The following is a 24,038-nucleotide window of genomic DNA, read 5'->3' on the forward strand; positions in this document are numbered from 1 at the left end:
TATAAGAGACAGGTCCCCCGCCACCTGACAGGAAAAAGTCCCCGTGCGATTCCTCCTGCTCTCCCTCCTGTGCCTGGTGCCCGGCCTCGCGCGCGCCCAGGCCGAGGAACTCGAGAACCCCGGCACCGTCTCCGCGGTGCAGGACCGGCTCTACCGCATGCACCACGAGCTCTCGCTCGGCGTGGGCGTGCTGCCCGCGGATGCCTTCTACAAGGGGCTCATCGGCACCGTCGGCTACACGTACCACTTCAGCGACAGCGTCGCGTGGCAGGTGGGCCGCGGCACGTACAGCTACAACGTGCAGACCAGCCTGCGCCGCCAGTTGGAGCGCGACTTCGATGCGGCCCCCACCGCCACCGCCTTCGAGGACCAGGTGCAGTGGATGGTGGGCTCCGACCTCATGTGGAGCCCGCTGTACGGCAAGACGTCCTTCCTCAACTCCAACGTCATCCACTTCGAGGTCTTCCTCCTGGCGGGTGGCACGGTGGTGAAGGTGGACCGCAGCGACGGCTTCCGTCCCGCCGTCAACCTGGGCCTGGGCGTGCGCATGTTCTCCAGCCAGAACGTGTCCTTCCGCCTGGACGTCACCAACAACACCGTCTTCGCGGGCGCGTCGCGCATCATCAACGTGCCCACCGTGCAGATTGGGACGGCCTTCAACTTCGGCGCCACGGAATGACGTCCCGCCCGCTCATCGTCGCCGCGCTCGCCAGCGCCGCGCTCCTCGTGTCCCCGACGGTCGCCCTCGCGGCACCGGACGCGGGCACGCTGCCCATGCCACCCGCGCCGGCCGCCACCGCGAAGGCCCCCGCCGCCCCCACGGACGCGGGCACCTCCGGTCCCACGGACGCGGGCACCGTTGCCGGCACGCCCGCTCCCGCCAAGGCCGCCGTCGCGGAGGCGCCTCCGCCCCCGCCGCAGAAGGTGCCGCCAGAGACCTTCGACAACGCGCTCAAGGCCTACTTCGACGGCAAGCCTCGCGACGCCGCGGGCCCGCTGTACGCGTGGCTCCAGGCAACGCCGCGCACGGACGACAACTACGCGTGGGGCCAGTACTTCCTCGCGCGGAGCCTCATCGACCTGGGCCTCACGCACGCGGGCGCGACGTACCTGGCGCGCATCGCGCGTGAGCGCTCCAACCCCAACGTGCTGCCTCGCGCGCTGGACGCGCTGAAGGGGCTGACGGACCGGCCGCACGACGAGGTGATGATCGACGAGCAGGTCTTCGGCGCGCTCGACCTGGGCTTCCTCCCGGACGAGACGGGCGCCTACGCGCACTACCAGCAGGGCCTGGTGGACCTGCGCGTGGGCAACGAGCGCTGGGCGAACACGCACTTCTCCAAGCTGCCGGAGACGAGCGCGGAGGCCAGCCGCGCGAAGTTCGCGCTGCTCGTCACCCGGCTCAAGCAGGTGAAGGATCCGCCGGAGGAGATGGTGAAGGACTTCCTCGGCCTGTCCCAGGACGAGAAGCTCACCCGCGAGGCGCGCAACGAGGCGGCGCTCGCGGTGGCCCGCCTGCGCTACGAGAAGAAGGACTTCCCCGGCGCGCTGGAAGCGTACGGCAAGGTGAAGCTGCCGGAGCTGGACCCCGGCCGCGCCAGCCTCTACCTGGAGGAGGCGTGGACCCGCTACAAGCTGGGCGAGCTGCGTGCGTCGCTGGGCATCCTCACCACGCTGGACGCGCCGTCCTTCCGCGATGAGTTCATGCCGGACAAGTACCTGCTGCGCGCGCTCATCTTCCGCGACCTGTGCCACTACCTGCCCGCCAAGCGCGCGGCGAAGGAGCTGACGCGCCGGTACGCGGACTCGCTGGAGTCCGTTCGCAACCGCGAGGACCTGAGCCAGGACGCCCGCCTGCGCCGCGCCGCCAACGCGCACGGAGGCACCCAGCGCGCCGCGAAGTTCGTGTCGCTGCTGGACCTGGAGGGCGAGCGCCTGGGCCGCTACGCCGGCAGCTTCGGCGACCGGCTCTTCGGACACCTGACGCGCGTCTACGACTTGTCCCACGCGGAGGCCGTGCGCGTGTACGACGCGCGGCTGCAGGACGCCGTGCGCCAGGAAGCGGACACGCTGCTGCGCGCCGCCGAACAGGTGCGCCTCATGGAGTACGAGGTCGGCCTCAAGCTGTACGAGCGCGTGAAGAAGGGCGCGCAGGTGGTGGCGGCGCAGGAGGAAGAGCTGCTGTCCCCCGCGCAGGTCGCCTTCAAGTTCGACAACGAATACTGGAACGACGAGCTCAAGTCCTACCGGGTCCGCATCGAGAGCCGTTGCATCGAGGAAACCCCATGACCGGCCCGTTCACCGGCCTCATCACCGCCGCGCTGCTCGCGGCCGCGGCCCCTGGCCCTGGCCGTGTTGGGCCCAACACCAACCCCATCGTGTCCAAGGCGAAGGAGCGCGAGGAGCTCGTCGCCAAGCTGAAGCGCGACATCTTCAAGGTGGACCGCGCCATCGGCGAGACCGAGAAGCTCATCTCCAAGAGCCGCAACGCCCCCTACCTGCCGGACCTGCAGTTCCGGCTGGCGGAGCTCTACGTCGAGAAGAGCCGCTACGTTTACTACCTCCAGGCGGAGACCCGGCCGGAGGGAGCCACGGGCGCCATCGTCTCCCCGGAGACGCGCCTGATGAAGCAGAAGGCGGTGCAGATGTACTACCGCCTGCTGCGCGAGTACCCGGACTTCAAGGACGGGGACCAGGTGACGTTCTACCTGGCGCACGAGCAGCGCGAACTGGGCCAGTTCGACGAGATGCTCAAGACGCTGGGGGACCTGACGCGCAAGTTCCCCAACAGCCCGCTGCGCCTGGAAGCCGAGCAGATTCTCGGTGACCACTTCTTCGACAAGGCGGAGCTCGTCGAGGCGGAGAAGCACTACCAGGCCATCCTGGAGCTGCCGCCGTCGCCGGTGCACGACCTGGCCCGCTACAAGATGGGTTGGATCCGCGTGAACCAGGCCAAGCACGCGGAGGCCGTCACGTTCTTCGAGGCGGCGGCCGCCAGCGCGCCCCTGCCCGGCGTGGACGTGAAGAAGGCGCTCAACGTCAAGCGCGAGGCGCTGCTGGACCTGGTCTACAGCTACACGGAGGCCAAGCCCCCCAAGGGCGCGCTCAACTACTTCGAGAAGCTCAGCGAAGGCCGCGCCACGTACGCGCTCGCGCTGGACAAGCTGGGCAACCGCTACTTCATCAAGCAGCAGTACGAGTGGGCCATCCCCACGCTGCGCAAGCTGATGGAAGTGCAGCCCGACCCTGAGATGGACCTGGAGCGGAGCCAGAAGCTGTACGACTCGCTCAAGGCCGCCAAGGGCAAGGTGATGCCGGAGCCGGAGGACATCCGCTTCCTCGTGCGCGCCGCGGTGCAGAGCAAGACGGACCCGGAGATGTCGGAGTCCGACCGCAAGAAGCAGCTCGCGGAGACGGAGGAGATGGCGCGCGACCTGTCCACGCAGGTGCACCTGGCCGCGCAGAAGGCGGACTCGCGGGACCTGTACCTGAAGGCCGCGGCCGCCTACCGCGAGTACCTGGGGCTGTTCCGGCCGGACCAGTACGTGCGGCCCATCATGAAGAACCGCGCGGACGCGCTCTTCGCCGCCAAGGAGTTCCCGGAGGCCGCGCGCCAGTTCGAGGAGCTGGCCCGCTACGAGGACAAGGCCAAGGACGGCAAGGCCGTGGACACCGCCATGTACGGCGCGCTCCTGGCCCACTTCTCCACGCTCAAGCCGGAGGAGGCGCAGAAGCGCAACGCCTTCGAAGTGGCGGACGCTCGGCAGGCGCTGAAGCTGTTGGGCGCGAACTACGTGTCGCGCTACCCGCAGAGCCCGCATGTGCTGGACGTGAAGTTCAACATCGCGCGCGCCTACTACGAGGACGGCGATTACCCGAAGGCGGCGGAGCTGTTCACCGCGTTCGCGCTGGCGCACCCGCAGTACAAGGACGCGCCGGTGGCGGGCAACCTGGCCCTGGACAGCCTGCGGCAGGTGAACGACTTCAAGAAGCTGGACGAGACGGGCCGCAAGTTCCTCGCGTCCTCGCTGCCGTCCAACTTCCGCGGTGAAGTGCAGAAGATCCTCACGCAGAGCAAGGCCGAAGCCCTGGACGAACTGGCCCTGCAGAGCGCGCAGGAGACGGGCGACGTCATCGAAGGCCTGATGAAGGTCGCGGACGAGAACAAGAACAGCGACATCGGTGAGAAGGCGCTCTACGGCGCGTTCACCGCCGCGCGCGAGAAGCGCGACCTGCCGCGCGAGCGCGAGCTGGGCGCGAAGCTGGTGCAGTCCTACCCCAAGAGCCAGTACCTGTCGGACGTGCTGCTGACGCTGGGCCGGCACGCGGCGGAGGCGGCGGCCTTCAACGAGGCGGCCGGCTGGTTCGAACAGGTGGGCCAGAAGCTGACGGGCGACCTGGCGTCGGTGGACGGCTGGATGGCCGGTGCCCGCCTGCGCATCGCGCTGGGTGAGTACAAGGAAGCGTCCCGCAACCTGGAGACGGCGTCGGAGGCCGCGGGCGCGCGCAAGGGCGAGGTGCTGTCGCTGCTCGCCGAGACGCGCCTGAAGCAGAAGGACTACTCGCGCGCGAAGACGGCGGCGGAGACGGCGCTCAAGCTGGACAAGAACAACGTGGCCGCCGCGGCGGTGCTCGCGGAGGTGCAGGCCACCACCGCGCCCACCGCTCCGCCGGACGCGCTCATCTCCACCCTCACCGCCGCGGTGCAGGGCCCCAACGGCCAGACGGAGGAAGCGGCAAAGGGACTCTGGTACCTGGGTGAGATTCTGTATCGCGGCTACAAGGACCTGCCCGCGGACAAGGTGGAGGAGAAGGTCGCCGCGCTCCAGGCCATGGAGGGCGTGTACACGCAGGCCGCGTCGCTCGGGTATCCGGAGTGGGCGGTGGCGTCGCTGTGGAAGATTGCCCTGGCGTACGGCCACATCGCGGATGTGGTGGACCAGACGCCGGTGCCCGGCGGGCTCTCCGCCGCGGAGACGAAGCAGTTCCAGGACGCGGTGAAGCAGCAGGTGGGACCGCTCAAGGCCCGCTCGGACGAAGCCTTCAAGGCGTGTCTGTCCCGCGCGGAGTCGCTGGAGGTCTTCAACGCGGCGGTGGTGGGTTGCCGCAGCCGCACGGACGTGGCCGCGCTGCCGGTGCCGCAGCCGGCCGCGCCCACGCAGCCCGCGGCGCTGGAGGACCTGCGCAAGAAGGCGGAGAAGGTGCTCACCGCGGAGGCGCTGGAGGCCCTGGGCATGGGCTACCTGGACGCGCACCAGTACGGCATGGCGCAGCTGACCTTCGGGCGCGTGACGGAGCTGCAGGACACGCGCGCGTCCGCGCACGCGGCGCTGGGCTGGGCCATGCTCAACCTGGGCGATGCCATGGGCGCCCGCGAGGCGTACGCCAAGGCGCTGGAGGCGGACCCCACCTACGACAAGGCCCGCCTCAACCTGGCCGCGCTGCGCTGCCGCTTCGGCGACACGGACGGCGCGCGCCGCGAGCTGGCCGTGCTCAAGGACATGGGCACGCTCAACGGTCCGGACGTGGACGCGGGATGGAAGGCATGCAAGTGAGCGCGCCCTTCCGCCGCATCGCCCCGGTGCTGTTCGCGCTCGTCGCCACCGCGTGTGGTGACGAGGGCGGCAAGCTGGAGGGCAGCGTGACGGAGCTCATCGACCTGCGCTACCAGCGCACGGAGGCGGCCCTGGCGGAGGGGACGCTGGCGGTGAGCTTCGTCAGCACGCAGGGCAGCGGGCAGGACGTGGTGTTGAAGGTGAGCGCGCGGGTGGCGGACATGCTGCCGGACAACGAGTACGCGGGCTCGCTGGACATCGACCTGGCGCAGGCGCTGGACGACGGCTCGCAGCGGGGCAGCGTGGACCGCAGCGTGCTGGACGAACCGGTGCGTCCGTTTCCGCCGCTCGTGCGCGGCAACCTCTTCGTGAAGTCCCTTCCGAAAAACACCGGGGACCGGGTGTCGGGCGAGTTCAGCGTCACGTTCACCAACGGCACCGACGTCTACTCCGGCCGGACCATCTTCAGCCGTTTCGAGGCCATCGCTCCATGAAGCGCCACCTGCTCCTCAGCCTGTCCCTCCTGACCGCCGCCTGCGGCCCGAGCTACGGCATGCGCGTGCCGGACGCGCTGGTGAAGAAGCTGCCGTACGAGACGCGCATCGAGCTGCTGGAGGCGGAGAACGACCTGGCGCTGGCCATCGACCGGGTGGACGAGGCGGACAACGAAGTCAACCGCGCGCGAGACAACATCCGCCGGGCCAAGTCCCGCCAGGAGGCCGCCGAGGACGAGGAGGACCGCGCGCAGGACGCGTCCTCCCGCGAGGTGGCGCAGCTGGCCATCGCGGAGTCGGAAGCCCGCGTGGAGTACCTGCGCGCGCACCAGCGCCTCAACGTGGGGCTGCGCGAGGTGGAGAAGCTGTCCCTGCGCTGCGCGTTCGCCCGCTTCGAGCTGGCGCGGCTGACGTCGGCGCGCAAGGCGAAGGTGCAGGGCAGTGAGCGTCTGGAGCCGAAGGACTTCGAGCAGCAGGTGTCCGAGTGCGAGGCCGCCGTGAAGGAAGAGCGCGCGAACCTCGGGGGGGACACGAAGGAAGCGCAGACGGCGAAGGAGGCGTGGGAGGCGAAGAAAGCCGCCCTGGCCAAGAAGACCTTCGACGCGCGCGCCAGCCCGTACGTGGAGAACCTGTGATGACGAAAGCCGGAGTCCTCCTCCTCCAGTTGTTGACGGCCCAGGCTCCCGCCCCGGAGGCACCTCCGCCGGAGAAGCCCGCCGCGCGCGCGGACAAGCTCCCGGACGACCCGGACGCGCTCTACAAGCTGGGCACGGCCTTCCTGTCGCAGAACCAGGCGCGCCGCGCGGTGGCGCCGCTGACGAAGCTGGTGGGGCTCACGCCGGACGGCGTGCCCGCGAAGGTCGCGCTGGCGCGGGCGCTGCGGCTGTCCGGTGACGTGCCCAAGGCCAAGGCGGTGCTGGACGCGGCGCTCGCGGCCTTCCCGGAGGAGGCCACGCTGCGCTCGGAGCGCGGCCTGCTGGCGCGCATCCAGGACGACACGGACGAGGCGATTACCCAGTACTCCGTGGCGACGGAGCTGGCGCCCAAGGACGCGGAGCTGCGCTTCAATCTGGGCGAGGTGCTCCAGCGCGCCAACCGCACGGATGACGCCATCGAGGCGTACCGCGAGGCGCTGAAGCTGGACGGCGCGCTCCAGGTGGCTCGGGTGAACCTGGGCAAGGCGCTGGCGGAGAAGGGGCTGGCCGCGGAGGCGAAGGAGACGCTGCGCGAGGCCATCCGCCAGAAGGACAGCGACGCGGAGGCCCACTACAACCTGGGCGTCGTGCTGATGCGGGAGAACGACGTCACGGGCGCGTTCTCCGAGTACCAGGCGGCGCTGAAGGCGGATCCGAAGCACGCGCGCGCGCAGAACAACCTGGGCGTGGTGCTGGACGGCCAGGGCAACGCGCGCAAGGCGGCGGAGGCGTTCCAGAAGGCCATCACGTTGGATCCGAAGTACGCGGAGGCGCACTTCAACCTGGGGCTCGCGTGCTTCCAGTTGGGGGAGAACGCCCGGGCGACGAAGGCCTTCGAGAAGGCGCTGCTGCTGGAGCCCCGCCGCGCGAGCGGCCCGTACACGCAGCTGGGCCAGCTGTACCTGGCGCAGGGCAAGAAGACGCAGGCGGTGGCCGCGTTCCAGAAGGCCATCGAGAAGAGCGCCGACGACGGCAAGAAGACGACGGAGTCCTACCAGGGCCTGGCGCGCGCGTACCTGGAGCTGGGCAAGGTGGACGACGCGGTGGCCACGCTGAAGACGGCGGTGGAGACCTTCCCGGACGAGCCCGGCGTGCGCGCGGGCTACGGCGACGCGCTCAAGGCCAAGGGCGACCTGGAGGGCGCCATCGCGCAGTACTCGGCCTGCGTGAAGCTCCAGCCCACGGTGGAGAACCGGCTGATGCTGGCGGAGGCGTACGCGAAGAAGCACGTGGGCGCCCAGGCGCGGCCCCTCTACGAGGCCGTGCTCCAGGAGGATCCGAAGCACCGCGCGGCGAAGCTGGGCCTGGCGGACCTGCTGCTCGCGATGGGCGACTACGCGGCGGCGGAGAAGCTGCTCACGCCCGCGCCAGGCGAAGAGGCGGAGACGGCGGCGCTGGCGCGGCTGGGCATCCTGCACTCGCGGCGCGGCCGGCCGGACCTGGCGGTGCCGGAGCTGGAGGCGGTGGTGGCGAAGGACCCCGCGCAGTTGGAGGCCCGCGCGGAGCTGGGCTTCCTGTACCTGCGCGGCGGCGACGAAACCAAGGCGCTCCAGGTGCTGAGCGACGTGCTGGCGGTGGAGCCGCGCAACTCGCTGGGCCTGCTGTACCTGGGGCACACGCTGTACCGGCAGGGCAAGTTGCCGGAGGCGGAGAAGGCCTTCCGGGGCGCGTCGCAGGTAGACGCGAGCGCGGGCGAGCCGCACTTCGCGCTCGCGCAGCTGCTGGAGGCCACCAACCGCAAGCCCGAGGCGAAGAAGGAGTACGAGGCCGCGGTGCAGTTGCAGCCGGACCACGCGGACGCGAAGACCGCGCTGCGGAAGCTGGCCGTGGACGTGCCGTAGTCGCGGCGGGAGCGCACCGCACGAACCTGTCCGACAGTCGGACAGGTTGGGGCCCGCGCTCTGGGAAGTGGGGCTACTCCCGGGCTCGCATGAGGCTGTCCGGTAGCGGAGGCCCCATGGGCGCGGGCCGCGGAGACTCCGTGAGCGTCCGGCCGAAGTGGTAGCGCGCCTCCGCGTGGACGCCGAAGGACTCGCCTCCGGCGCTCGCCAGCAGCACGAGGTCGTCATCGGGACGCCCATCCGCGGGCAGGCCCAGGGTCCAGGGCACTTCCCGCGTCTCCCCGTCCAGGACGATGGGCGACCTGGGGCCTTCCCGGAGAACCGTTCGCGGCGGCACGAGCAGGGAGACCTCCACGGGCGCGGTGAAGCCCGGGCTCCGGTCCAGCCGCGCGACGAGCCGCACCGTGTCCGCGCTGGCATCCACCACCCGCCAGGAGACGTGCAGCGGCGCCGGGATGCGCGCCGTGGCGGGGAGCACCGTGAGCCGTGACGCGGGGCTGTCCGTGGCCGTGGCGTCGTCCTCCGGGCCTCGCATGAGCACCGTGGACGAAGGGGTTGTCGCCGCATCCCTGACGTGTGGCTTCGCCGGGACAGGCCGCGAGCCCTGACGCACGCGCGACTTCACGTCCCACGTATCCCTTCCGTACGCGGGGAGCGCCACCGACCGCGCGGACGCGAGGAGCGTTGGAGAGGACGCGTGGACGGGCTTCTCCTGCGCCTGAGGAGGTGACTCGGAAGGCCTTGGTGGCTTCTTGCGCCGCACCCGGTCCACGCCGGACGCCATGCCCGCGGAAAGTGCTCCAACGAGCGCCAATGCCAGCACGGCCCCCGCCACGCGTTTGCGCATCAAGGGACGCAGGAGGTTCAGGGTCGTGGACCGTCGGCTTCGCGGCATCGGACGAGGGAGCTTCATGGACACAGGGGCTCGTGGCTCGGATACGGGAAGGCGGTGGCGGGTTCGGTGGCGGCGTCGACACGGGTGCTCGGGAAGCCCTGGCACATCAGCGCGTCCAGGAAGTCCGCGAGACACGGTGAGGACCTGCCCGTGTCCACGACGTCCGTGAGCGCGCCCTTCTCATCCCGCGTCCAGGTGTGTCGCGTGTAGCCGCGCGCCCAGGGCGCTCGGTTCATCGAGGGCGCGGCGAGCGCGTCGTAGAGGGGCTGACTCGACGGTGTACCGGCGGCCGTGCGGTAGAGGATGGCGGCCACCTCGTTCTCGTCCACGGGCTGGAGCAGGCCATCTTCGGCGCGGGGCCGCGTCCACGGGCTCACCGAGGAGGCTCGCGCGGACAGGTCCACCCAGAACAGCGTCCCGCCCTGCCGGTCGAAGTAGCGGGGACTGCGGCGCGCGTCCGCGCTGAACCACGTGGCCCAGCCCTCGCTCCATGCCTGTCCCGGGAAGGTGGGCACGCCCACGTAGTGCGACCCGCCCTCCTCCGGACTGGTGCCCCGGCTGGCCATCACCCAGTGCCCCAGCTCGTGCATCACCATCGCGTCCGACCACCACGCCGCATCCGAGTCCCCCGGCAGCCACACCTGCGCGTCCCAGCTTCGGCCCACCGCCGTCACCGGCCACGGCGCGAAGCACGCACCGCAGGACCAGGTCGTCCCGAAGCCCAGCCACGCCACCACGGGCAGGCCGTCGCGTCCGCCGTAGCGCTCGCGCATCTGGCGCCAGGCCGTGCCCAGCACGTCGAACACCGCCGCCGCGCCGGAGCCTTCAGACTCGGCGAGGGTGAACGCAGGTTGTTCGGACAGCTCGCGCGTCGTGCGCGACCAACTCCAGATGCGGGCCGCGTCCCCCGGCACCGCCTTCACCGACTGCGCGCCCGGCAGCCCGGGGTCCGCCACCGCGTAGGCCACCGCGCCGTCCCGTCCACGGCCAGCGGCGTACACGACCACGCGGTCGTCATCGCCCAAGGAGGACGACACCTTCAGCGTGAAGCGGCCGGCGTCATCCGTCACCTGCGAGTCGAGCACCTTCGTGCCCTGGAACGACACGATGAGGAACCCGCGAGCAGGCACCGGCTCCACGTCCAGCGTCCACGCGCGGAACTCCGCATCCGGGAAGCGGCGCGCGTAGAGCACCGTGCCGCTCAACGTGGGCCCGGGTCTGCCGCAGAAGCCCCGACCGGGCGTGGCTTCGCAGGCCACGTCACAGGCCCGCGTGGACCACCGGCCATTCGTGCACACCTGCAACGCCCGGGACTCCGTGCACCGCGAGACGCCGTCGACACATGCCGTACCTGAAACGCAGGCGACCTCCGGCGATTCGACGCAGGTCGTGTCCTCCGCGCAGTCCTCCCGGTGCACTGCGCCATCGACGCAGCGCTCCAGCACGCGAGGCCCCAGGCACCGTGACGGCGCGGGGAGCTGATCACACGCGAGCGCGGGCCGGACGGCCTCTTCAGGCAGGGACGTGACACAGGCCGCGCAGGCCGCGCCCTCGCAGTCCGCGGCACAGGGCGTCAGCTCCGCCCCCGGGTCGCAACCCGCGAGCGCCAGCGCCACGAGCGCCCAGCACCACACCCAGACCCCGCGTCCCACCAGGAGGAAACCTCGTTCGAGCCAGCGCCCCACACCGGGGCCGGATGCGAGCGTGAGGACAGCACGCACGACTCAACGTCAGGCAGAGCCAGGAGGACGACGGCCCCCCTGCCCGCTCGCCCTACCCGCCGCGCCACGCACAAAGCTGTTCGACTGTCGGACAGGTCCGGCCGACGAAACAACGAATCATACAAGGTGCATGTCCATGAATGAGGCGTCCAGCCGTCGCCGCTTCTTGTCCACGGCCGCATTGCTGGGCGTTGGAGCCACGGCAAGCCACGCTGTTGCCGCGGCCCCCAAGGCGGAGCCCAAGTCAAAGCCCGCGGAGGTGAACGCCACCGAGGACCTGATGCGCGAGCACGGCATCATCCGCCGCACGCTCCTGGTCTATGAGGAGATCGCTCGCCGCCTCGACCTTCGTGAAGAGAAGGCTCCCGTGGAGGTGCTCGCCCAGGCCACCCGCCTCATGCGTCGCTTTGGCGAGGCCTACCACGAGAAAACGGAGGAGACAGAGGTGTTCCCCCGGCTGGTGAAGGCGGGCCAGCAGAAGGAGCTCGTTCAGGTGCTCATCGAGCAACACGCCGCAGGGCGCAAGCTCACCGAGTCCATCCTCGCCGCGACCTCAGGCCGCGACGCACTCACGCAACCCCAGCCAAGAGCCGCGGCTGCGCGGCAGCTCAACCTGTTCATCCGCATGTACGGGCCGCACGCCGCGCGCGAGGACACGAACCTGTTCCCCGCCTTCCGCAACCTCTTCGACGAGAAGCAATTCAACGAACTCGGCGAGCGCTTTGAAGCGCAGGAACACCGGCTGCTGGGGAGCGATGGTTTCGAGAACGCGCTCAAGGAGGTGGCTCAGTTGGAGCGCGCGCTTGGGATCCACGACCTCGCCCGGTTCACGCCCTCGGAGAGGTAGGGGCCGTGCGCTCAAGGAACGCGGCCAACAGCGCCTTCCGCTCCTCTTCATTCAGCACCCCATCCAGCGCGGGGAACAAATACGTCTCCTCGCGCAACGAGTGGTGGTGCTCCAGATGCTTGAACGTGCTCTCCATGTCGAACACGCGCAAGACCGCGCGGCGGTAGTCCGGAGCGCTCGCGTCCAGCGCGTCCACGGCCTCCTGACACTTCGCCAGCAGCTCCCGCATGCGCTGGTGCTCGCCGGTGAAGAGTTCTGGCGCGGCGCCTCGGATCCTTCCGGCGCGCGGCAGCTCCGGCAAGAGCAGCGCCTCCTCCGCCTCCAGGTGCCGCGTCAGCTCTTCGCGGTAGCGCGCCAGCCGTTCACGCGCGGCGGGCAGGTCCATGCCCATCAGCGCTTCCTGGTGCAGGAGGAACAGCTCTTCCAGGTCGCGGTGGAGCGCTCCCAGGCTGACGAAGTCGGTGGGCGCGGCCATCAACGCCCTTCAGTGCACCTTGTCGTCGCGCACGTGGGCCTCGCGGGCCACTCGTGGACGCGGCGTCACCATGCGGGCCACTCCGGAGTAGAGCTGATCCTCCGTGTAGACCTTGCGCACGCGACGATGCGACGCGCGTGGGTGGTAGGCCGGGCCCGGGCGCTCCAGCCACTGCAGCACCCGCACCTCGCCCGAGTGCGCCAGGTCCGCGAGCAGCGCCTCCGGGCACAGCTTCAGGTAGCGGCGCACCAGCGGCCGCAGGCGGCGCCCGAACTCCGAGCCCAGCTTCGCGTGGCGGCGGCCCGCGTGCAGCGTGCCGTCGAAGCGAAGCGAGATGTGGAAGAGCTCGTGCATCAGCGTTTCCAACCGCGACTTCGCGGTGGAGCCCCGGAAGAAGAGCGGGCGCAGCGTGATGCAGTACAGGATGCGGCGGCCCCGGATGCGCACCTCCGGCTTGCGCCGCCCCGCCTTGTCGATGCTCTTGCCCCCCTTGAAGCACAGGGGCTTCACCGTGCCTCGCGACGCCCTGCGGGCCTCGCCCGCCACCACCAGGATGCGGCCCACCTTCACGTGGTTGAACTCGGGCATGCGCGCGGCGATGTCCCGGATGAGGGAGCGCAGGGTCCGGTTGAAGTTGGGACGTCGGGGAGCCACGGTTGGTGGACAGTCTAGCGGAAATCCCCTTGGGACTGGCCCCTGGCCTCCCCAGAATGTCCTTTGTGAATCGCTCGACCTGCCTGATGGCCCTTGTGTCCGCGCTGTTCGCCCTTAACTCCGGGTGTGCTTCCGCCCCCGTCCGCTCCGGGGGCCCCCCTGCCCTGACGGCCCAGGAGACCGCCGTCGTCTCCCAGGGGCTCACCGACGCCTCCGTGCGCTACACCGGACAAATCACCGGCACCGTCAACGGCGTCGTGGAGCGCGCCGACTATGAGCTCGTCGCCGACGGGCAGGTGGTGAAGACCGGCTCCACGAAGCTGGGGGTGCCGTTCGCGCCGGGAGCGCCCGCGGACTTCTCCATCGAGGAGAAATCCGCCTACGTGAAGAGCCCGGAGGACCTGGCCCGCCTGAGCGCCCAGGGCGGCACGGTGCTCATCGCGCTGCGCGGCACGCTGGTGGTGCGCTCCGGTGGCAGCGAGGACACCCTGCCCTTCGCCGCCAGCCGCGCCGTGCGCGTGCCCCGGCTGCCGGAGGTCATCGTGGAGAGCCTGGACGCGGCCCGCTACTCGCCGGAGGAGGTGCAGATCAACCTGCGGCTGGGCGTGCGCAACCCGAACCCGTTCCCACTGCGGCTGGACTCGCTGACCTACCAGGTCTCCATCGCGGACAAGCCCCTGGAGGAGGGCACCACCGCGCAGGCGGATTCGGTGGATGCGTCCGCCACGGGTGTGTACCCGGTGGAGGTGGCGGTGACGGCCCAGTCCTGGGGCCCGGGCGTCAAGGCGCTCATCGGGAAGGGCGTCCTGCCCTACAGCGTGAAGGGCGAGCTGAAGGGCCCCATGTTGCAGGTCCCCTACTTCCTCAAGGGTGACGTGAAGCTCAACGTGTCCCGCTAGACTGGCGCGCACGCGTGCCCATCTACCTGCTGAGTGACGACGAGCCGGAGCTGTTCCCCCCACCCGCCAAGGCGGACAAGAGCGGCCTGCTCGCGGTGGGCGGCGACCTGCGCCCGGAGCGGCTGGTGGCCGCGTACTCGCAGGGCATCTTCCCCTGGTACAGCGAGGGCCAGCCCATCCTGTGGCACTCGCCCGACCCGCGCTTCGTGCTGGAGCCAGAGAAGATTCACGTGGGCCGTTCGCTGCGCAAGGTGATGAACCGGGGCACGTACACGGTGCGATACGACACCGCGTTCCCGAAGGTCATCGACGCGTGTTCGCGCGTGCACCGGCCGGGGCAGGACGGCACGTGGATTACCGACGCGATGAAGCAGGCGTACATCCGACTTCACGAGTTGGGGCTGGCGCACTCGGTGGAGGCGTGGGACGGCGAGGTGCTGGTGGGCGGACTGTACGGCGTGTCGCTGGGCGCGGCGTACTTCGGGGAGAGCATGTTCGCGCTGGCGCCGGACGCGTCGAAGGTGGCGTTCGCCACGGCGGTGGAACGACTCAAGGGGTGGGGCTTCCAACTCATCGACTGTCAGGTGGAGACAGAGCACCTGGAGCGCTTCGGCGCGGAGTCGTGGCCGCGCAAGCGCTTCCTGACGGCGCTAGAGCGAGCGTTGAAGGAGCCCACGCAGCGAGGGGCGTGGACGGAGTAGACTTCACCGGATGGACGTCCACTACACCTGGATTGGCCCTCCTCCGACGGACCGCAACCGCGACATCACCGCGCCGAAGGCGCTGGCGACACGATGCGCGGGACAGAGCGTCAAAATCTATTTCTGGTGCCTGGACGCGCACGTCGCCACCTACGAGCGGGACTTCGCCGCGCACAAGAACGTCACCGTGCGAGGCATGCAGGCGTTCCTGACGAAGGCGGGCACGAGGGCGTATCGCTGGTACTACTGGTACCAGGAGTCGGACGACTGGGCCGTCGCGGCGATGACGGACATCCTCGACTGGGGCCTGGCGCTGGCGACGCCGCCCTCATACCGGGCCTTCGTGAAGGACGCGTGGTCGCTGTTCCTCATGTACACGTGGGGAGGCTACGTGCTGGACGCGGGTGTGGGGCCGCAAGGCGGAGGCACGTTCGCCCTGCCGGAGCCGCAGGCCTTCATGGCGCCGTCGCTGACGAGGGACGACGCGCTGATGATCCGCCGCTTCCAGCTGTCACGGCTCACCGGCTGGCAGGCGGAGGGCGACGTGACGTTCAACGAAAGCCGCGCGGATGAAGTCTGCGAGGCGATGAACTACGGCGCGGCGGACGACGGCGAAGGAGAGATGTGTCCCCAGTTGGAGGTCTGGATGCTGGGGAGCCCGCGCTACTCCAAGGGTGCCTGGGCCGCGCTCAAGCAGTACTGCGTGGTCTGGAAGGAGATGCAGCAGAACAACACGCTGGTGAGCACGACCGCGCCGCAGGTGTTCCGCTACCTCATCGCCGGCTCCGTCTACAACGGGCTGACGCGCACGCAGAAGGGCGGCGTCCAGGCTCCGCACGGCGCGCTCTGGTACTGCACGGACAACAAGAACGGCACGGTGGATGTGCCGGACCTGAAGCTGCGCAAGACGTACCACGGCTCCAGCGCTCAGTAGCCGGGCTGGAGTTCCAGGGGGAGCGCCGGGAAGGCCTCCATCCAGACCTTCCGGATGGCGGCCAGCAGGTTCCGGTCGGCTGCGGCAAAGCGACGATCTATTCCCAGAAGTGAAAATGAGCGAATACCGCTTTGTGATTCGCGCTCACCTTCCCATGAAGGTCTTAGCAGTTATCAGTGACGCGTAGGAGGCATGAACACCGTCGGCCACGCACACCTAAATAGCGCTCACCAGAGTCGGAAGATGCAGTCAGAAGCGGGAGTTCCTATCGCAACTGGCAATGAGGGTAAGGCACGCGCGCGACTACCTCAGGGTGAGCTTGGCCCGGGACGCTCAATGCACCAACCGTACCTCTACTTCTCTTATGCACCCCAGCCTATATTTTCGGTCAAGGTTAGGGAGGAACTCGACGTGCCGGACACCAGTTCTGATTCATCACTCGAGCAGCGCAACATCGGCCCCAACGACATCATACGGAACATGGAAGTGCCCAAGGAGCCCGGGCTTTACGTCCTCGGCTGCTTCGAGCGGAGGGTGACGCTGCTGTCCCAGCAGGTGCGCGCGCTTAACCTCGTCTACGCCCTCTGCGAGCAGAGCCTGCTGCAGCCAAAGGGAAGGGTATGCGTCATCGGCGGAGGCGCGGCAGGGATGACGGTAGCGGCAGCGGCGGCTAGGCGGGGTGGTAGCGTCGTGCTCCTGGAGAAAAAGAGTGAGTTGCTGCCCCTCTTCCGCGGCAACCACTCCCGCTTTCTCCACCCATACATTTATGACTGGCCCGAGGAACATCACGGGCGCCCCGAAGGGGTCAAGCCGGAAGAGGCCGGGCTGCCGTTGCTGTCGTGGGCGTCGCACCAAGCGGGCCAAGTCGCCCGCGAGTTAAAGCGGGCCTGGGATGCGCTGCCTGAGCGAGCGAACATTAAAGTCATCCCCAACACCCGTTCCATCCAGATTGGCATGCGCCAGGGGCGGTGGCGCTCCGTATCGTGGAATGCCCCTGGACCCAGGACGGAGGACTTTGACGTCGTGGTGCTCGCGGTGGGGTTCGGACAGGAGCGCGAAGAGAAGGGGATTGACTGGCAGTCGTACTGGCGGGACGACCATCTCCACCAGGAAGTGCTCGATGGGCGCAGGCGCCACCTCATCTCCGGCTGTGGAGATGGAGGACTGGTGGACCTCCTGCGCGTGAGGTTGAGCGACTTTCAACACGAGACAATCGTCGATGAGCTCTTGAGTAGCCCGTCGCTGGAGAAGGTGAAGCAGAGACTGGTGGAGATTGAGCAAGAGGCCCTTAATGCTCGTGAACGGGAGGGCGAGGCCAGTTCAAGCAGGTTACTGACGCAGCGGTACCTGGATCTTGATGTGCCAGACGACTTCAAGGATGCATTCCAGAAGAGACTGCGCTGGGACACGGAAGCTGTGCTCAACGGGCGGGAGGGGTGGGCACTGACGCTGCATGCCAGCATCCTCAACCGCTTTCTAGTGTCGCGCCTGCTGATCAACGACGTGGAGTACCGGCCGGGCGAGTTCGCGCACACGAGGAAGGAGGACGGTAGTTACGAGGTGCGGTTCAACTCCGGGATACCGGAGCACTTCCATCGAATCATCTGTCGTTGGGGCGCGCTTTCGGCGGCTGACTTAGGATTTCCTGAGTTCAAGGAGAAGTTCGATAGCCTGCGCAGCCGCAATGAACTGGATCAGACGCGCTGGCGCCTCTGGACAGGTGACTACTTCGGCCTAGCGCTTAGAGGTGAAGAGTCAGAGGGGAGCCGGACCAAATCGTCGGCGCGAGAATCGCCGACCTCTGGGGTACTTGCTGAGCCAGCGTCCTCAGTGCCCAAGGCATCCACCGCTCCATTTTTTGGGGCGCTGTCCTCTCGTGATTACGAAGACAACAGACAGCAAGAACAGGAGATATATGCAATCATTATCGACGAGTGGTCAAAAATGGCAGACATCGACCGATGGGAGGAACGGATGTCGGGTGTATTTCTTGAGGACCAACCAAGACTTCTTATTGATATAGCCACTTCACTGGAAACGCTGAGGATTTGGACATTCAAACGCATATGGCCCAAAAAACATCCTGATCTCGAGGAGGCCATTCTGAACTTCGGAGAGGTGTGTGGCGACTTTCTTGATAAATTTCATGAGCACTCGAGGATTCAGACGAGATATTATATAACTGAGAGATTTTACAAATTGGCGTGGCATCCAGAGGAGAAGTACCGCCGTCTGCTTGCCAGTTATCTTTTCCATGTGCATCTGATTGAAGACTTGGCCCTAGAACTGACTCGTGCCGCGAACTATGTTTGCGATAAAGCCAGGGAGATAATTGACCCTTCGTACCGGATGAAAGAAGGAGCCCTGCTTGTCTCATCTGGGCCGTATTCAGATCTTTCATTTAGAGTTCATCGACCTGAATACCGGTCGACGGAGCGCACGCTTCATCCTTATCCCGGGCTGAAAAAGTTTCTCACTGAGCGAGAGAAGCGCAACGAGCACTTTGGCAAGGGATTAGAGCCGGAAGAAGGATAAGTAAACAAAAGGGGTGGAAGGACTGAGCCACCTCCGACGGACCGCAACCGCGACATCACCGCGCCGAAGGCCCTGGCGGCACGATGCGCGGGACAGAGCGTCAAAATCTATTTCTGGTGCCTGGACGCGCACGTCGCCACCTACGAGCGGGACTTCGCCGCGCACAAGAACGTCACCGTGCGAGGCATGCAGGCGTTCCTGACGAAGGCGGGCACGAGGGCATATCGCTGGTACTACTGGTACCAGGAGTCGGACGACTGGGCCGTCGCGGCGATGACGGACATCCTCGACTGGGGCCTGGCGCTGGCGACGCCGCCCTCATACCGGGCCTTCGTGAAGGACGCGTGGTCGCTGTTCCTCATGTACACGTGGGGAGGCTACGTGCTGGACGCGGGTGTGGGGCCGCAAGGCGGAGGCACGTTCGCCCTGCCGGAACCGCAGGCCTTCATGGCGCCGTCGCTGACGAGGGACGACGCGCTGATGATCCGCCGCTTCCAGCTGTCACGGCTCACCGGCTGGCAGGCGGAGGGCGACGTGACGTTCAACGAAAGCCGCGCGGACGAGGTCTGCGAGGCGATGAACTACGGCGCGGCGGACGACGGCGAAGGAGAGATGTGTCCCCAGTTGGAGGTCTGGATGCTGGGCAGCCCGCGCTACTCCAAGGGTGCCTGGGCCGCGCTCAAGCAGTACTGCGTGGTCTGGAAGGAGATGCAGCAGAACAACACGCTGGTGAGCACGACCGCGCCGCAGGTGTTCCGCTACCTCATCGCCGGCTCCGTCTACAACGGGCTGACGCGCACGCAGAAGGGCGGCGTCCAGGCTCCGCACGGCGCGCTCTGGTACTGCACGGACAACAAGAACGGCACGGTGGATGTGCCGGACCTGAAGCTGCGCAAGACGTACCACGGCTCCAGCGCTCAGTAGCCGGGCTGCAGCTGAAGCTCGTATCGCACTTGGACACCCGACTTCGCGAGGATGACATCCATCAGCCTCGCGGCAGTCACGCGTGCTTCCGCGGCAGAGACAGCATCCACGCGGAAATACACCTCCTCGACCCCGCCATTCTGCGGGCCGACACAACCGCTATCGAGCACGACCTCGTCAAGCGCTTCAAAGACAGACTGCCGCTCCGCAGCGATCAGTGGGCGCGACAAGTCGGCGTAGACGGACCAATTCATCCACGGGCCTCCCCCAGCGGGATCTCCGGGAAGGCTCCGCTCCACACCTCGCGGATTGCTTCCACCACCTGGGGCCCGTTCCCGGTGGCGATCTGCTCCCAATAGGGGACGTGCGCGAACACGGCCTCATGGTTCGCGGTTACCTCTGCGTGGAAGTCCATCCCGTTGTACCCGTGGATCCCAATCAGGGTCTTCAGTTGGGTCCGCGCATTCTGCCCACGCAGGGAGAAGGCCTCTGGAATCCTGCCCGTGAAGTGAGGACCGAAGTCCGCGGCGATCACACGAATCCGTCCCTGGATGTGATCGTTGAACGCATCCAAGGCCTCGGCCAGAACCCAGAGTTCCTGGTGCATCCGGGCACCGACCTGCTGGACCTCGAATGAGGCCGCGTGGGCATCCTCCACGTCGAACGCCGTCACGTAGCCGGCGCCTTCGGGGCTCTTGGCGTTCCAGTCCCGGCTGATCTGCCGGGCATAGGGCTCGTTGAGCACCGGGTAGAAAATGGGCTGCTCCGGCAGGCGCGGTGGAAAACGCCGCATGCCCGACCGGTAGATCAACAACAACTCGGCAAGCCCGACGGGACGATAGAGGCGCATGACGAACCTTACGATGTGACGACTGACTTCTTCCTTCTGGACCACTTCACGCGAACGACACTGCCTCCAGGTCGTCTTCCGTCAGGGTCGCTTGAACGACGGGCCTGCCTTCGGCATCGATGAACTCGACCTCGAAGGCGCGCTTCGGGACCTCGAAGACCTCGATCACCGCGCCGACCATCCCCTTCGTCACGCGCTGCGCAGGAACGTCCCTGATGACGCGGACTGACTGGTGCATCGAGATCATGGCGTCACTTCACGACCCGCGTGGGGAGTTCGGAAAGAAACCACTCGGAGTGCTGGGTAGATCTGCAGGTCTTCCACGGGGAGAGCCTCTTCCTCGGCAATCCGAAACCGTGGACCGAGCCGGGCGACTTGGGTCTCCATCTCGTCGAGAAGCGACAGCACCTGATCGTTCACCAACTCTTCGAATTCCGTGAAGAGCGACACGAGGCTCGGTGCAGCGCCGCTGAGGTCGATCTCTCCCGACCAAAGGCTTCCCTCGGCTGACACGCTTACCCTGCCGATGAGGTTGCCTTGCGCGTCGACCAACTGCCCTTCGAGCCTGGAGCTTGCCATCGCTGAACACCTCAAACTGGCTACTCGTAGATTCTCGCCGCCTCCAACATATCGACGGTCAACTCCCTTCTGGACCGCCTCACGCGAAAAGCCCCTGGATGCTGACAGCAGCGTCCAGGGGCGTTGGCTTCACAGCCTGAGCGCGGTTACTTCTTGCACGGAGACAGCGTGCGCTTCGCGTGGATGAGGTCCTCTTCCGTGGGACTCCCGTACCGCACGGCCTTCGGCGCGGCCTTCAGCTTCTGGTAGTCGTACGCGTAGAGCACGCCCATCTCCCGGCTCAGGATGAAGCGAGGGCCGCTGAAGTCCCAGAGGCCTCCGAAGAGCTGGCCTCCCGGCTTGAGCGGCGTCAGCGCCGTGCTCTCCCGCCCTCGCACGAACAACATGGACAGGTCGTCCGTCGCCCAGTTGCACGGGTTGCTGCCGTTGCGGTGCAGATAGGACACCGTCAGGTCGAACGCGCCTTCGCCCTCTTCGCCCGTCACGCCGAAGTACTCCCACAGCCGCGCGCACTCCGGCGCCGCGCAGTCCTGCGGCGGGATGTGCTCCGCGTAGTCCGGGGGAATGCCGTCTGACTCCTTGCCCGTGTGGCTCCGGTTGGGCCGGCGCAGCACGCACCCCGTGGGCTCGTCCTTCTGCCGGAGCGCGACGGGCGTGCCCGCGAGCCGTCCGGGCGGCAGCACTTCACACTCCATCGCCAGCTCCGCCATCAGGTACGTCTGGCGGTCCTCGTCCGTCCCCATCCGCACCGCCCAGTACGCGATGGGCGTGCCCTTGCACGCCTTCGACTTCTCCTTGCCGAACACCCAGATGGGCGCCTTCGTCGTGTCCAGCGCGCCCAGCTTCTTCGACTGGTCCATGGGCACCGGCTTCACCCCGGAGCGGCTTCGCGCCCCCGCCTGGAAGAACTTGTCCTTCGAGGGCGGGATGATGGCCTGGTGCACCAGCCAGCCCAGCCGGTCGATGCCCACCTGTCCCATGGGCGTCATCGGCAGGAACTCCGGCTTCACCGGGCAGCCCCGGTCGATCTCCGGCAGGTCCACCACCACCGCCGAGCCGTCATCCTCATCCACCTGCGCCCACGCGGCCCCCGGCCCCACCGTCAGCGCCAGCACCAACGCGAACCCCGCGCACTTCACTCCGTTCGTCATTCCGTCGGACCTCCACCCACGGTCATACCGCAAGCGGATGCCCTCCGGCGCGCCCTCCGAAGTTCAGCGCGGCTTCTTGGGCGGAGCCTTGCGCTTCACCGGCGGAGGCGGCGCCGGTGGCACCCCGGCATCCCCCGGCACGTCCGACACCGTCGCGTCGAGCGCCTCCTGCTTCGCGGCGTCGTCCGGCTTCGGCGGCACCTCCACCTCCGTGCGGTCCTCCAACGGCACGCGGCCCACGGCGCGGTTGAACAACTCCCACAGCGCCTTGCGGTGCCCCTCGCGGTCCGTCTTCCCGGACAGCACCAGCCCCGCGCCGCTGTAGCGCACCGTCAGCCCCGGCGGCATGCCCGCCTCGAAGTCCTCCAGCTGCGCCTGGAGCTGCGGCACCGCGAACGTCAGCTCCAACTCCTTGGCCAGGTACGCGTGCGTCTTGAGGAATGTGCGCAGCGCCAGCCGGCACGCGGTGTCGTTCACCGTCGCCGTGAGGCTCCGCTCTACGCCTTCCGTGGCCTTCAGGTCCGGGCAGGCCTTCTTCGCCGCAGCGAATTCCGTTCCGGTGTTCTGCAGTTCGATGGGGCCCACCATCACCCGCCACACCGCGAAGCGGCCTTCCGCGTACAGCAGCACTCGCGCGATGCCGGCGGTGTGCGGCGTCAGCAGCAGCTCGCCGCTCTGGGCCAGCGCCTCCGCCGTCACCACGTTGGGCGCGTCGGACTCCGCCCAGTCCACGGCGGTGAGCTTCTGGAAGGTCTCCTTGCCGGGCTCCAGCGTCAGGGCCTGGTCCACCGGCCAGGCCAGGGCCGCCGAGGGCGCCGCCAGCGCGCCCAGCAGTCCGCCAATGACGTACATCCGACGTCCCCGCATGGTGCCTCCCGCCAGGGTGGTATGCCCCTCTAGCACGGGATAAGAACGGACCCCTATGCCTACCTGGACCCTCTGGGTCGCCTGCCTGGCCCTCTGCTTCATGAGGTCCCTGGTCGCCGCCGCGGAGTCCGCGCTCTATGGGACGTCCGACCTGCGCGCCCAGGAACTCGCGGAGGAGAGCAAGAGTGTCGCCGCGCGCCGGGTGCTCCGTCACAAGACGGACCGCGAGCCCGCCGCCACCGCCCTGCGCCTGGGCATGGTGCTGTCCGGCTTCCTCGCCGCCGCCATTGGCGCCTTCGTCCCGCCGCGCCTTCTGGACTTCAGCCGCTACGCCGAGGCCACCTGGGTGCCCATCGCCACGGTGTGCGCGGGCGCCCTCTTCGTGGGCGTGCTCGCCAGCCTCATGGAGGTGACGCTGCGCGGCCTGGCCAACGGCAACCCGGAGCGCTGGGCCCTGCGCCTGTCGGGCCTGGTGTCCCTGCTGGTGACGGTGCTCTACCCGCCCATGCGCATCATGCTGGGCCTGCTCAACCTGGGCGCCCGCACCATGGGCCGCACGCTGCGCTTCGAGCCGCCGCCCCCACCCCTGGAGGAGCTGGAGAAGCTGCTCGCCGCCCAGGCCGCGCGCAACGAGGTGGACAAGAGCGCCCCGCAGCTCATCCGCTCCATCTTCGAGCTGTCCGACAAGCGCTGCCGCGACGTGATGGTCAACCGCACGGACGTCATCTCCGTGGACGTCACCACCCCGCCGGATGAAGTGCTGCGCATCCTGGCGGAGGAGAACCACTCGCGCATCCCGGTCTACAAGGACGACGTGGACCACATCGTCGGCGTGCTGCACGCGCGCGACCTCATCCCGCTGCTCCAGCACCCGGAGCTCATCGTCCTGCAGGACGTCATCCGCCCCGCCCACTTCGTGCCGTGGATGAAGCCCGTGGGCGACCTGCTCCGCGACATGCAGAAGCGGAAGATCCACATGGCCATGGTCGTCGACGAGTACGGCGGCTTCATGGGCGTCGTCACCCTGGAGGACATCCTCCGCGAAATCGTGGGCGACATCGGCGACGAGTTCGAGGTGGAGGAGAAGCTCGTCGAGAAGATGGCCGACGGCAGCTCGCTGGTGGACGCCGCCATGGAGGTGGATCAGTTCACCAAGCTCTTCGGCTTCCCGCTGCCAGAGGGCGACTTCGACACGCTGGGCGGCTACCTGTCCTCGCTCGCGGGCCACCTGCCGGACGTGGGCGAGCGCTTCACCTACAACGGCTGGCAGTTCGTCGTGGCCACCAAGGAGGGCGCCCGCATCGACCGCGTGCGGATGTCCCGCCTCAAGAGCGTCGCGCCCGGCCTCCCGGACGGCCAGGGAGGCTCGCCGCGACAGGCCTCCGACTCCAGCTCGGCTCCGGACGCGAAGAGCTGAAAGC

General features: G+C 68.1%; 23 protein-coding genes. 13 read left to right on the forward strand and 10 right to left on the reverse strand.

Annotated features, from left to right (window positions below):
• Positions 1 to 43: 43 nt before the first annotated feature.
• Genes D7Y11_RS15215 through D7Y11_RS15240 form a run of 6 tightly spaced genes read left to right on the forward strand, consistent with a single transcriptional unit; the run spans position 44 to position 8,585 of the window.
• Positions 44 to 679: an outer membrane beta-barrel domain-containing protein gene (locus tag D7Y11_RS15215; RefSeq protein ID WP_120576595.1), complete on the forward strand. Its 636-nt coding sequence runs from the start codon at positions 44 to 46 to the stop codon at positions 677 to 679.
• Positions 676 to 2,289, forward strand: coding sequence for a hypothetical protein (locus tag D7Y11_RS15220; RefSeq protein WP_126934065.1), 1,614 nt, complete (start codon positions 676 to 678; stop codon positions 2,287 to 2,289). Before D7Y11_RS15215 ends, D7Y11_RS15220 begins: the two co-directional genes overlap by 4 nt.
• A complete protein-coding gene (locus tag D7Y11_RS15225) occupies positions 2,286 to 5,555 on the forward strand; it encodes a tetratricopeptide repeat protein (protein ID WP_120576593.1) in 3,270 nt (1,089 codons plus the stop codon). The genes D7Y11_RS15220 and D7Y11_RS15225 overlap by 4 nt, the downstream gene beginning before the upstream one ends.
• Positions 5,546 to 6,049, forward strand: a complete 504-nt coding sequence (locus D7Y11_RS15230) for a hypothetical protein (protein WP_233605011.1) — start codon at positions 5,546 to 5,548, stop codon at positions 6,047 to 6,049. The genes D7Y11_RS15225 and D7Y11_RS15230 overlap by 10 nt, the downstream gene beginning before the upstream one ends.
• Positions 6,046 to 6,684 carry a hypothetical protein gene (locus tag D7Y11_RS15235; RefSeq protein ID WP_120576591.1) on the forward strand — a complete coding sequence of 213 codons (639 nt, stop codon included), beginning with the start codon at positions 6,046 to 6,048 and terminating at the stop codon, positions 6,682 to 6,684. The genes D7Y11_RS15230 and D7Y11_RS15235 overlap by 4 nt, the downstream gene beginning before the upstream one ends.
• On the forward strand, positions 6,684 to 8,585 hold the full coding sequence (locus D7Y11_RS15240) for a tetratricopeptide repeat protein (protein WP_120576590.1): 1,902 nt from the start codon (positions 6,684 to 6,686) through the stop codon (positions 8,583 to 8,585). The genes D7Y11_RS15235 and D7Y11_RS15240 overlap by 1 nt, the downstream gene beginning before the upstream one ends.
• A gap of 73 nt (positions 8,586 to 8,658) precedes the next feature.
• On the opposite strand, the gene D7Y11_RS15245 is transcribed toward D7Y11_RS15240, so the two are convergent.
• Both D7Y11_RS15245 and D7Y11_RS15250 read right to left on the reverse strand, forming a co-directional pair.
• Positions 8,659 to 9,498, reverse strand: a complete 840-nt coding sequence (locus D7Y11_RS15245; protein WP_126934066.1) for a hypothetical protein — start codon at positions 9,496 to 9,498, stop codon at positions 8,659 to 8,661.
• Positions 9,495 to 11,201 (reverse strand): hypothetical protein, encoded by a 1,707-nt coding sequence (locus D7Y11_RS15250; protein ID WP_233596947.1) that lies wholly within the window; start codon positions 11,199 to 11,201, stop codon positions 9,495 to 9,497. The genes D7Y11_RS15245 and D7Y11_RS15250 overlap by 4 nt, the downstream gene beginning before the upstream one ends.
• Before the next feature lie 136 nt (positions 11,202 to 11,337).
• Here D7Y11_RS15250 and D7Y11_RS15255 point away from each other — a divergent pair, with 136 nt between their 5' ends.
• On the forward strand, positions 11,338 to 12,048 hold the full coding sequence (locus tag D7Y11_RS15255) for a hemerythrin domain-containing protein (RefSeq protein WP_158641950.1): 711 nt from the start codon (positions 11,338 to 11,340) through the stop codon (positions 12,046 to 12,048).
• Here the strand turns inward: D7Y11_RS15255 and D7Y11_RS15260 are convergent.
• Together D7Y11_RS15260 and D7Y11_RS15265 are read right to left on the reverse strand one after the other, a co-directional pair.
• Positions 12,029 to 12,523 (reverse strand): hemerythrin domain-containing protein, encoded by a 495-nt coding sequence (locus tag D7Y11_RS15260; protein ID WP_121753470.1) that lies wholly within the window; start codon positions 12,521 to 12,523, stop codon positions 12,029 to 12,031. The genes D7Y11_RS15255 and D7Y11_RS15260 overlap by 20 nt on opposite strands.
• A gap of 9 nt (positions 12,524 to 12,532) precedes the next feature.
• Positions 12,533 to 13,177: a hypothetical protein gene (locus tag D7Y11_RS15265; protein ID WP_126934068.1), complete on the reverse strand. Its 645-nt coding sequence runs from the start codon at positions 13,175 to 13,177 to the stop codon at positions 12,533 to 12,535.
• Positions 13,178 to 13,233: 56 nt separating this feature from the next.
• Between D7Y11_RS15265 and D7Y11_RS15270 the strand changes: the two genes are divergently transcribed.
• The 5 genes from D7Y11_RS15270 (at position 13,234) to D7Y11_RS15290 (ending at position 19,170) form a co-directional block, all read left to right on the forward strand.
• A complete protein-coding gene (locus D7Y11_RS15270; RefSeq protein ID WP_199753737.1) occupies positions 13,234 to 14,076 on the forward strand; it encodes an LEA type 2 family protein in 843 nt (280 codons plus the stop codon).
• A 14-nt stretch (positions 14,077 to 14,090) separates the two neighbouring features.
• The gene (gene aat, locus D7Y11_RS15275; protein WP_120576583.1) at positions 14,091 to 14,777 is read left to right on the forward strand and encodes a leucyl/phenylalanyl-tRNA--protein transferase; all 687 of its coding nucleotides are present in this window, start codon (positions 14,091 to 14,093) and stop codon (positions 14,775 to 14,777) included.
• 10 nt (positions 14,778 to 14,787) lie between these two features.
• Positions 14,788 to 15,711, forward strand: a complete 924-nt coding sequence (locus D7Y11_RS15280) for a hypothetical protein (protein ID WP_121753472.1) — start codon at positions 14,788 to 14,790, stop codon at positions 15,709 to 15,711.
• A gap of 336 nt (positions 15,712 to 16,047) precedes the next feature.
• The gene (locus tag D7Y11_RS15285; protein WP_158641951.1) at positions 16,048 to 18,246 is read left to right on the forward strand and encodes an FAD-dependent oxidoreductase; all 2,199 of its coding nucleotides are present in this window, start codon (positions 16,048 to 16,050) and stop codon (positions 18,244 to 18,246) included.
• A gap of 177 nt (positions 18,247 to 18,423) precedes the next feature.
• On the forward strand, positions 18,424 to 19,170 hold the full coding sequence (locus D7Y11_RS15290; RefSeq protein WP_126934071.1) for a hypothetical protein: 747 nt from the start codon (positions 18,424 to 18,426) through the stop codon (positions 19,168 to 19,170).
• Here D7Y11_RS15290 and D7Y11_RS15295 read toward each other — a convergent pair.
• The 6 genes from D7Y11_RS15295 to D7Y11_RS15320 all read right to left on the reverse strand — a co-directional run bounded on the left by D7Y11_RS15295 (position 19,164) and on the right by D7Y11_RS15320 (position 22,617).
• Positions 19,164 to 19,424 (reverse strand): hypothetical protein, encoded by a 261-nt coding sequence (locus D7Y11_RS15295; RefSeq protein ID WP_120576581.1) that lies wholly within the window; start codon positions 19,422 to 19,424, stop codon positions 19,164 to 19,166. The genes D7Y11_RS15290 and D7Y11_RS15295 overlap by 7 nt on opposite strands.
• Positions 19,421 to 20,020 carry a hypothetical protein gene (locus D7Y11_RS15300; RefSeq protein WP_120576580.1) on the reverse strand — a complete coding sequence of 200 codons (600 nt, stop codon included), beginning with the start codon at positions 20,018 to 20,020 and terminating at the stop codon, positions 19,421 to 19,423. Before D7Y11_RS15300 ends, D7Y11_RS15295 begins: the two co-directional genes overlap by 4 nt.
• A gap of 46 nt (positions 20,021 to 20,066) precedes the next feature.
• The gene (locus D7Y11_RS15305; protein ID WP_121753475.1) at positions 20,067 to 20,267 is read right to left on the reverse strand and encodes a DUF4926 domain-containing protein; all 201 of its coding nucleotides are present in this window, start codon (positions 20,265 to 20,267) and stop codon (positions 20,067 to 20,069) included.
• Positions 20,264 to 20,599, reverse strand: coding sequence for a hypothetical protein (locus tag D7Y11_RS15310; protein ID WP_121753476.1), 336 nt, complete (start codon positions 20,597 to 20,599; stop codon positions 20,264 to 20,266). Before D7Y11_RS15310 ends, D7Y11_RS15305 begins: the two co-directional genes overlap by 4 nt.
• A gap of 146 nt (positions 20,600 to 20,745) precedes the next feature.
• On the reverse strand, positions 20,746 to 21,750 hold the full coding sequence (locus D7Y11_RS15315; protein WP_120576579.1) for a hypothetical protein: 1,005 nt from the start codon (positions 21,748 to 21,750) through the stop codon (positions 20,746 to 20,748).
• A 63-nt stretch (positions 21,751 to 21,813) separates the two neighbouring features.
• Positions 21,814 to 22,617, reverse strand: a complete 804-nt coding sequence (locus D7Y11_RS15320; protein ID WP_126934072.1) for a hypothetical protein — start codon at positions 22,615 to 22,617, stop codon at positions 21,814 to 21,816.
• Positions 22,618 to 22,672: 55 nt separating this feature from the next.
• On the opposite strand from D7Y11_RS15320, the gene D7Y11_RS15325 reads away from it, so the two are divergent.
• A complete protein-coding gene (locus D7Y11_RS15325) occupies positions 22,673 to 24,034 on the forward strand; it encodes a hemolysin family protein (RefSeq protein ID WP_120576577.1) in 1,362 nt (453 codons plus the stop codon).
• Positions 24,035 to 24,038 lie beyond the last annotated feature (4 nt).

Source organism: Corallococcus sp. AB018 (assembly GCF_003986945.1).
GTDB classification, from domain to species: domain Bacteria; phylum Myxococcota; class Myxococcia; order Myxococcales; family Myxococcaceae; genus Corallococcus; species Corallococcus exiguus.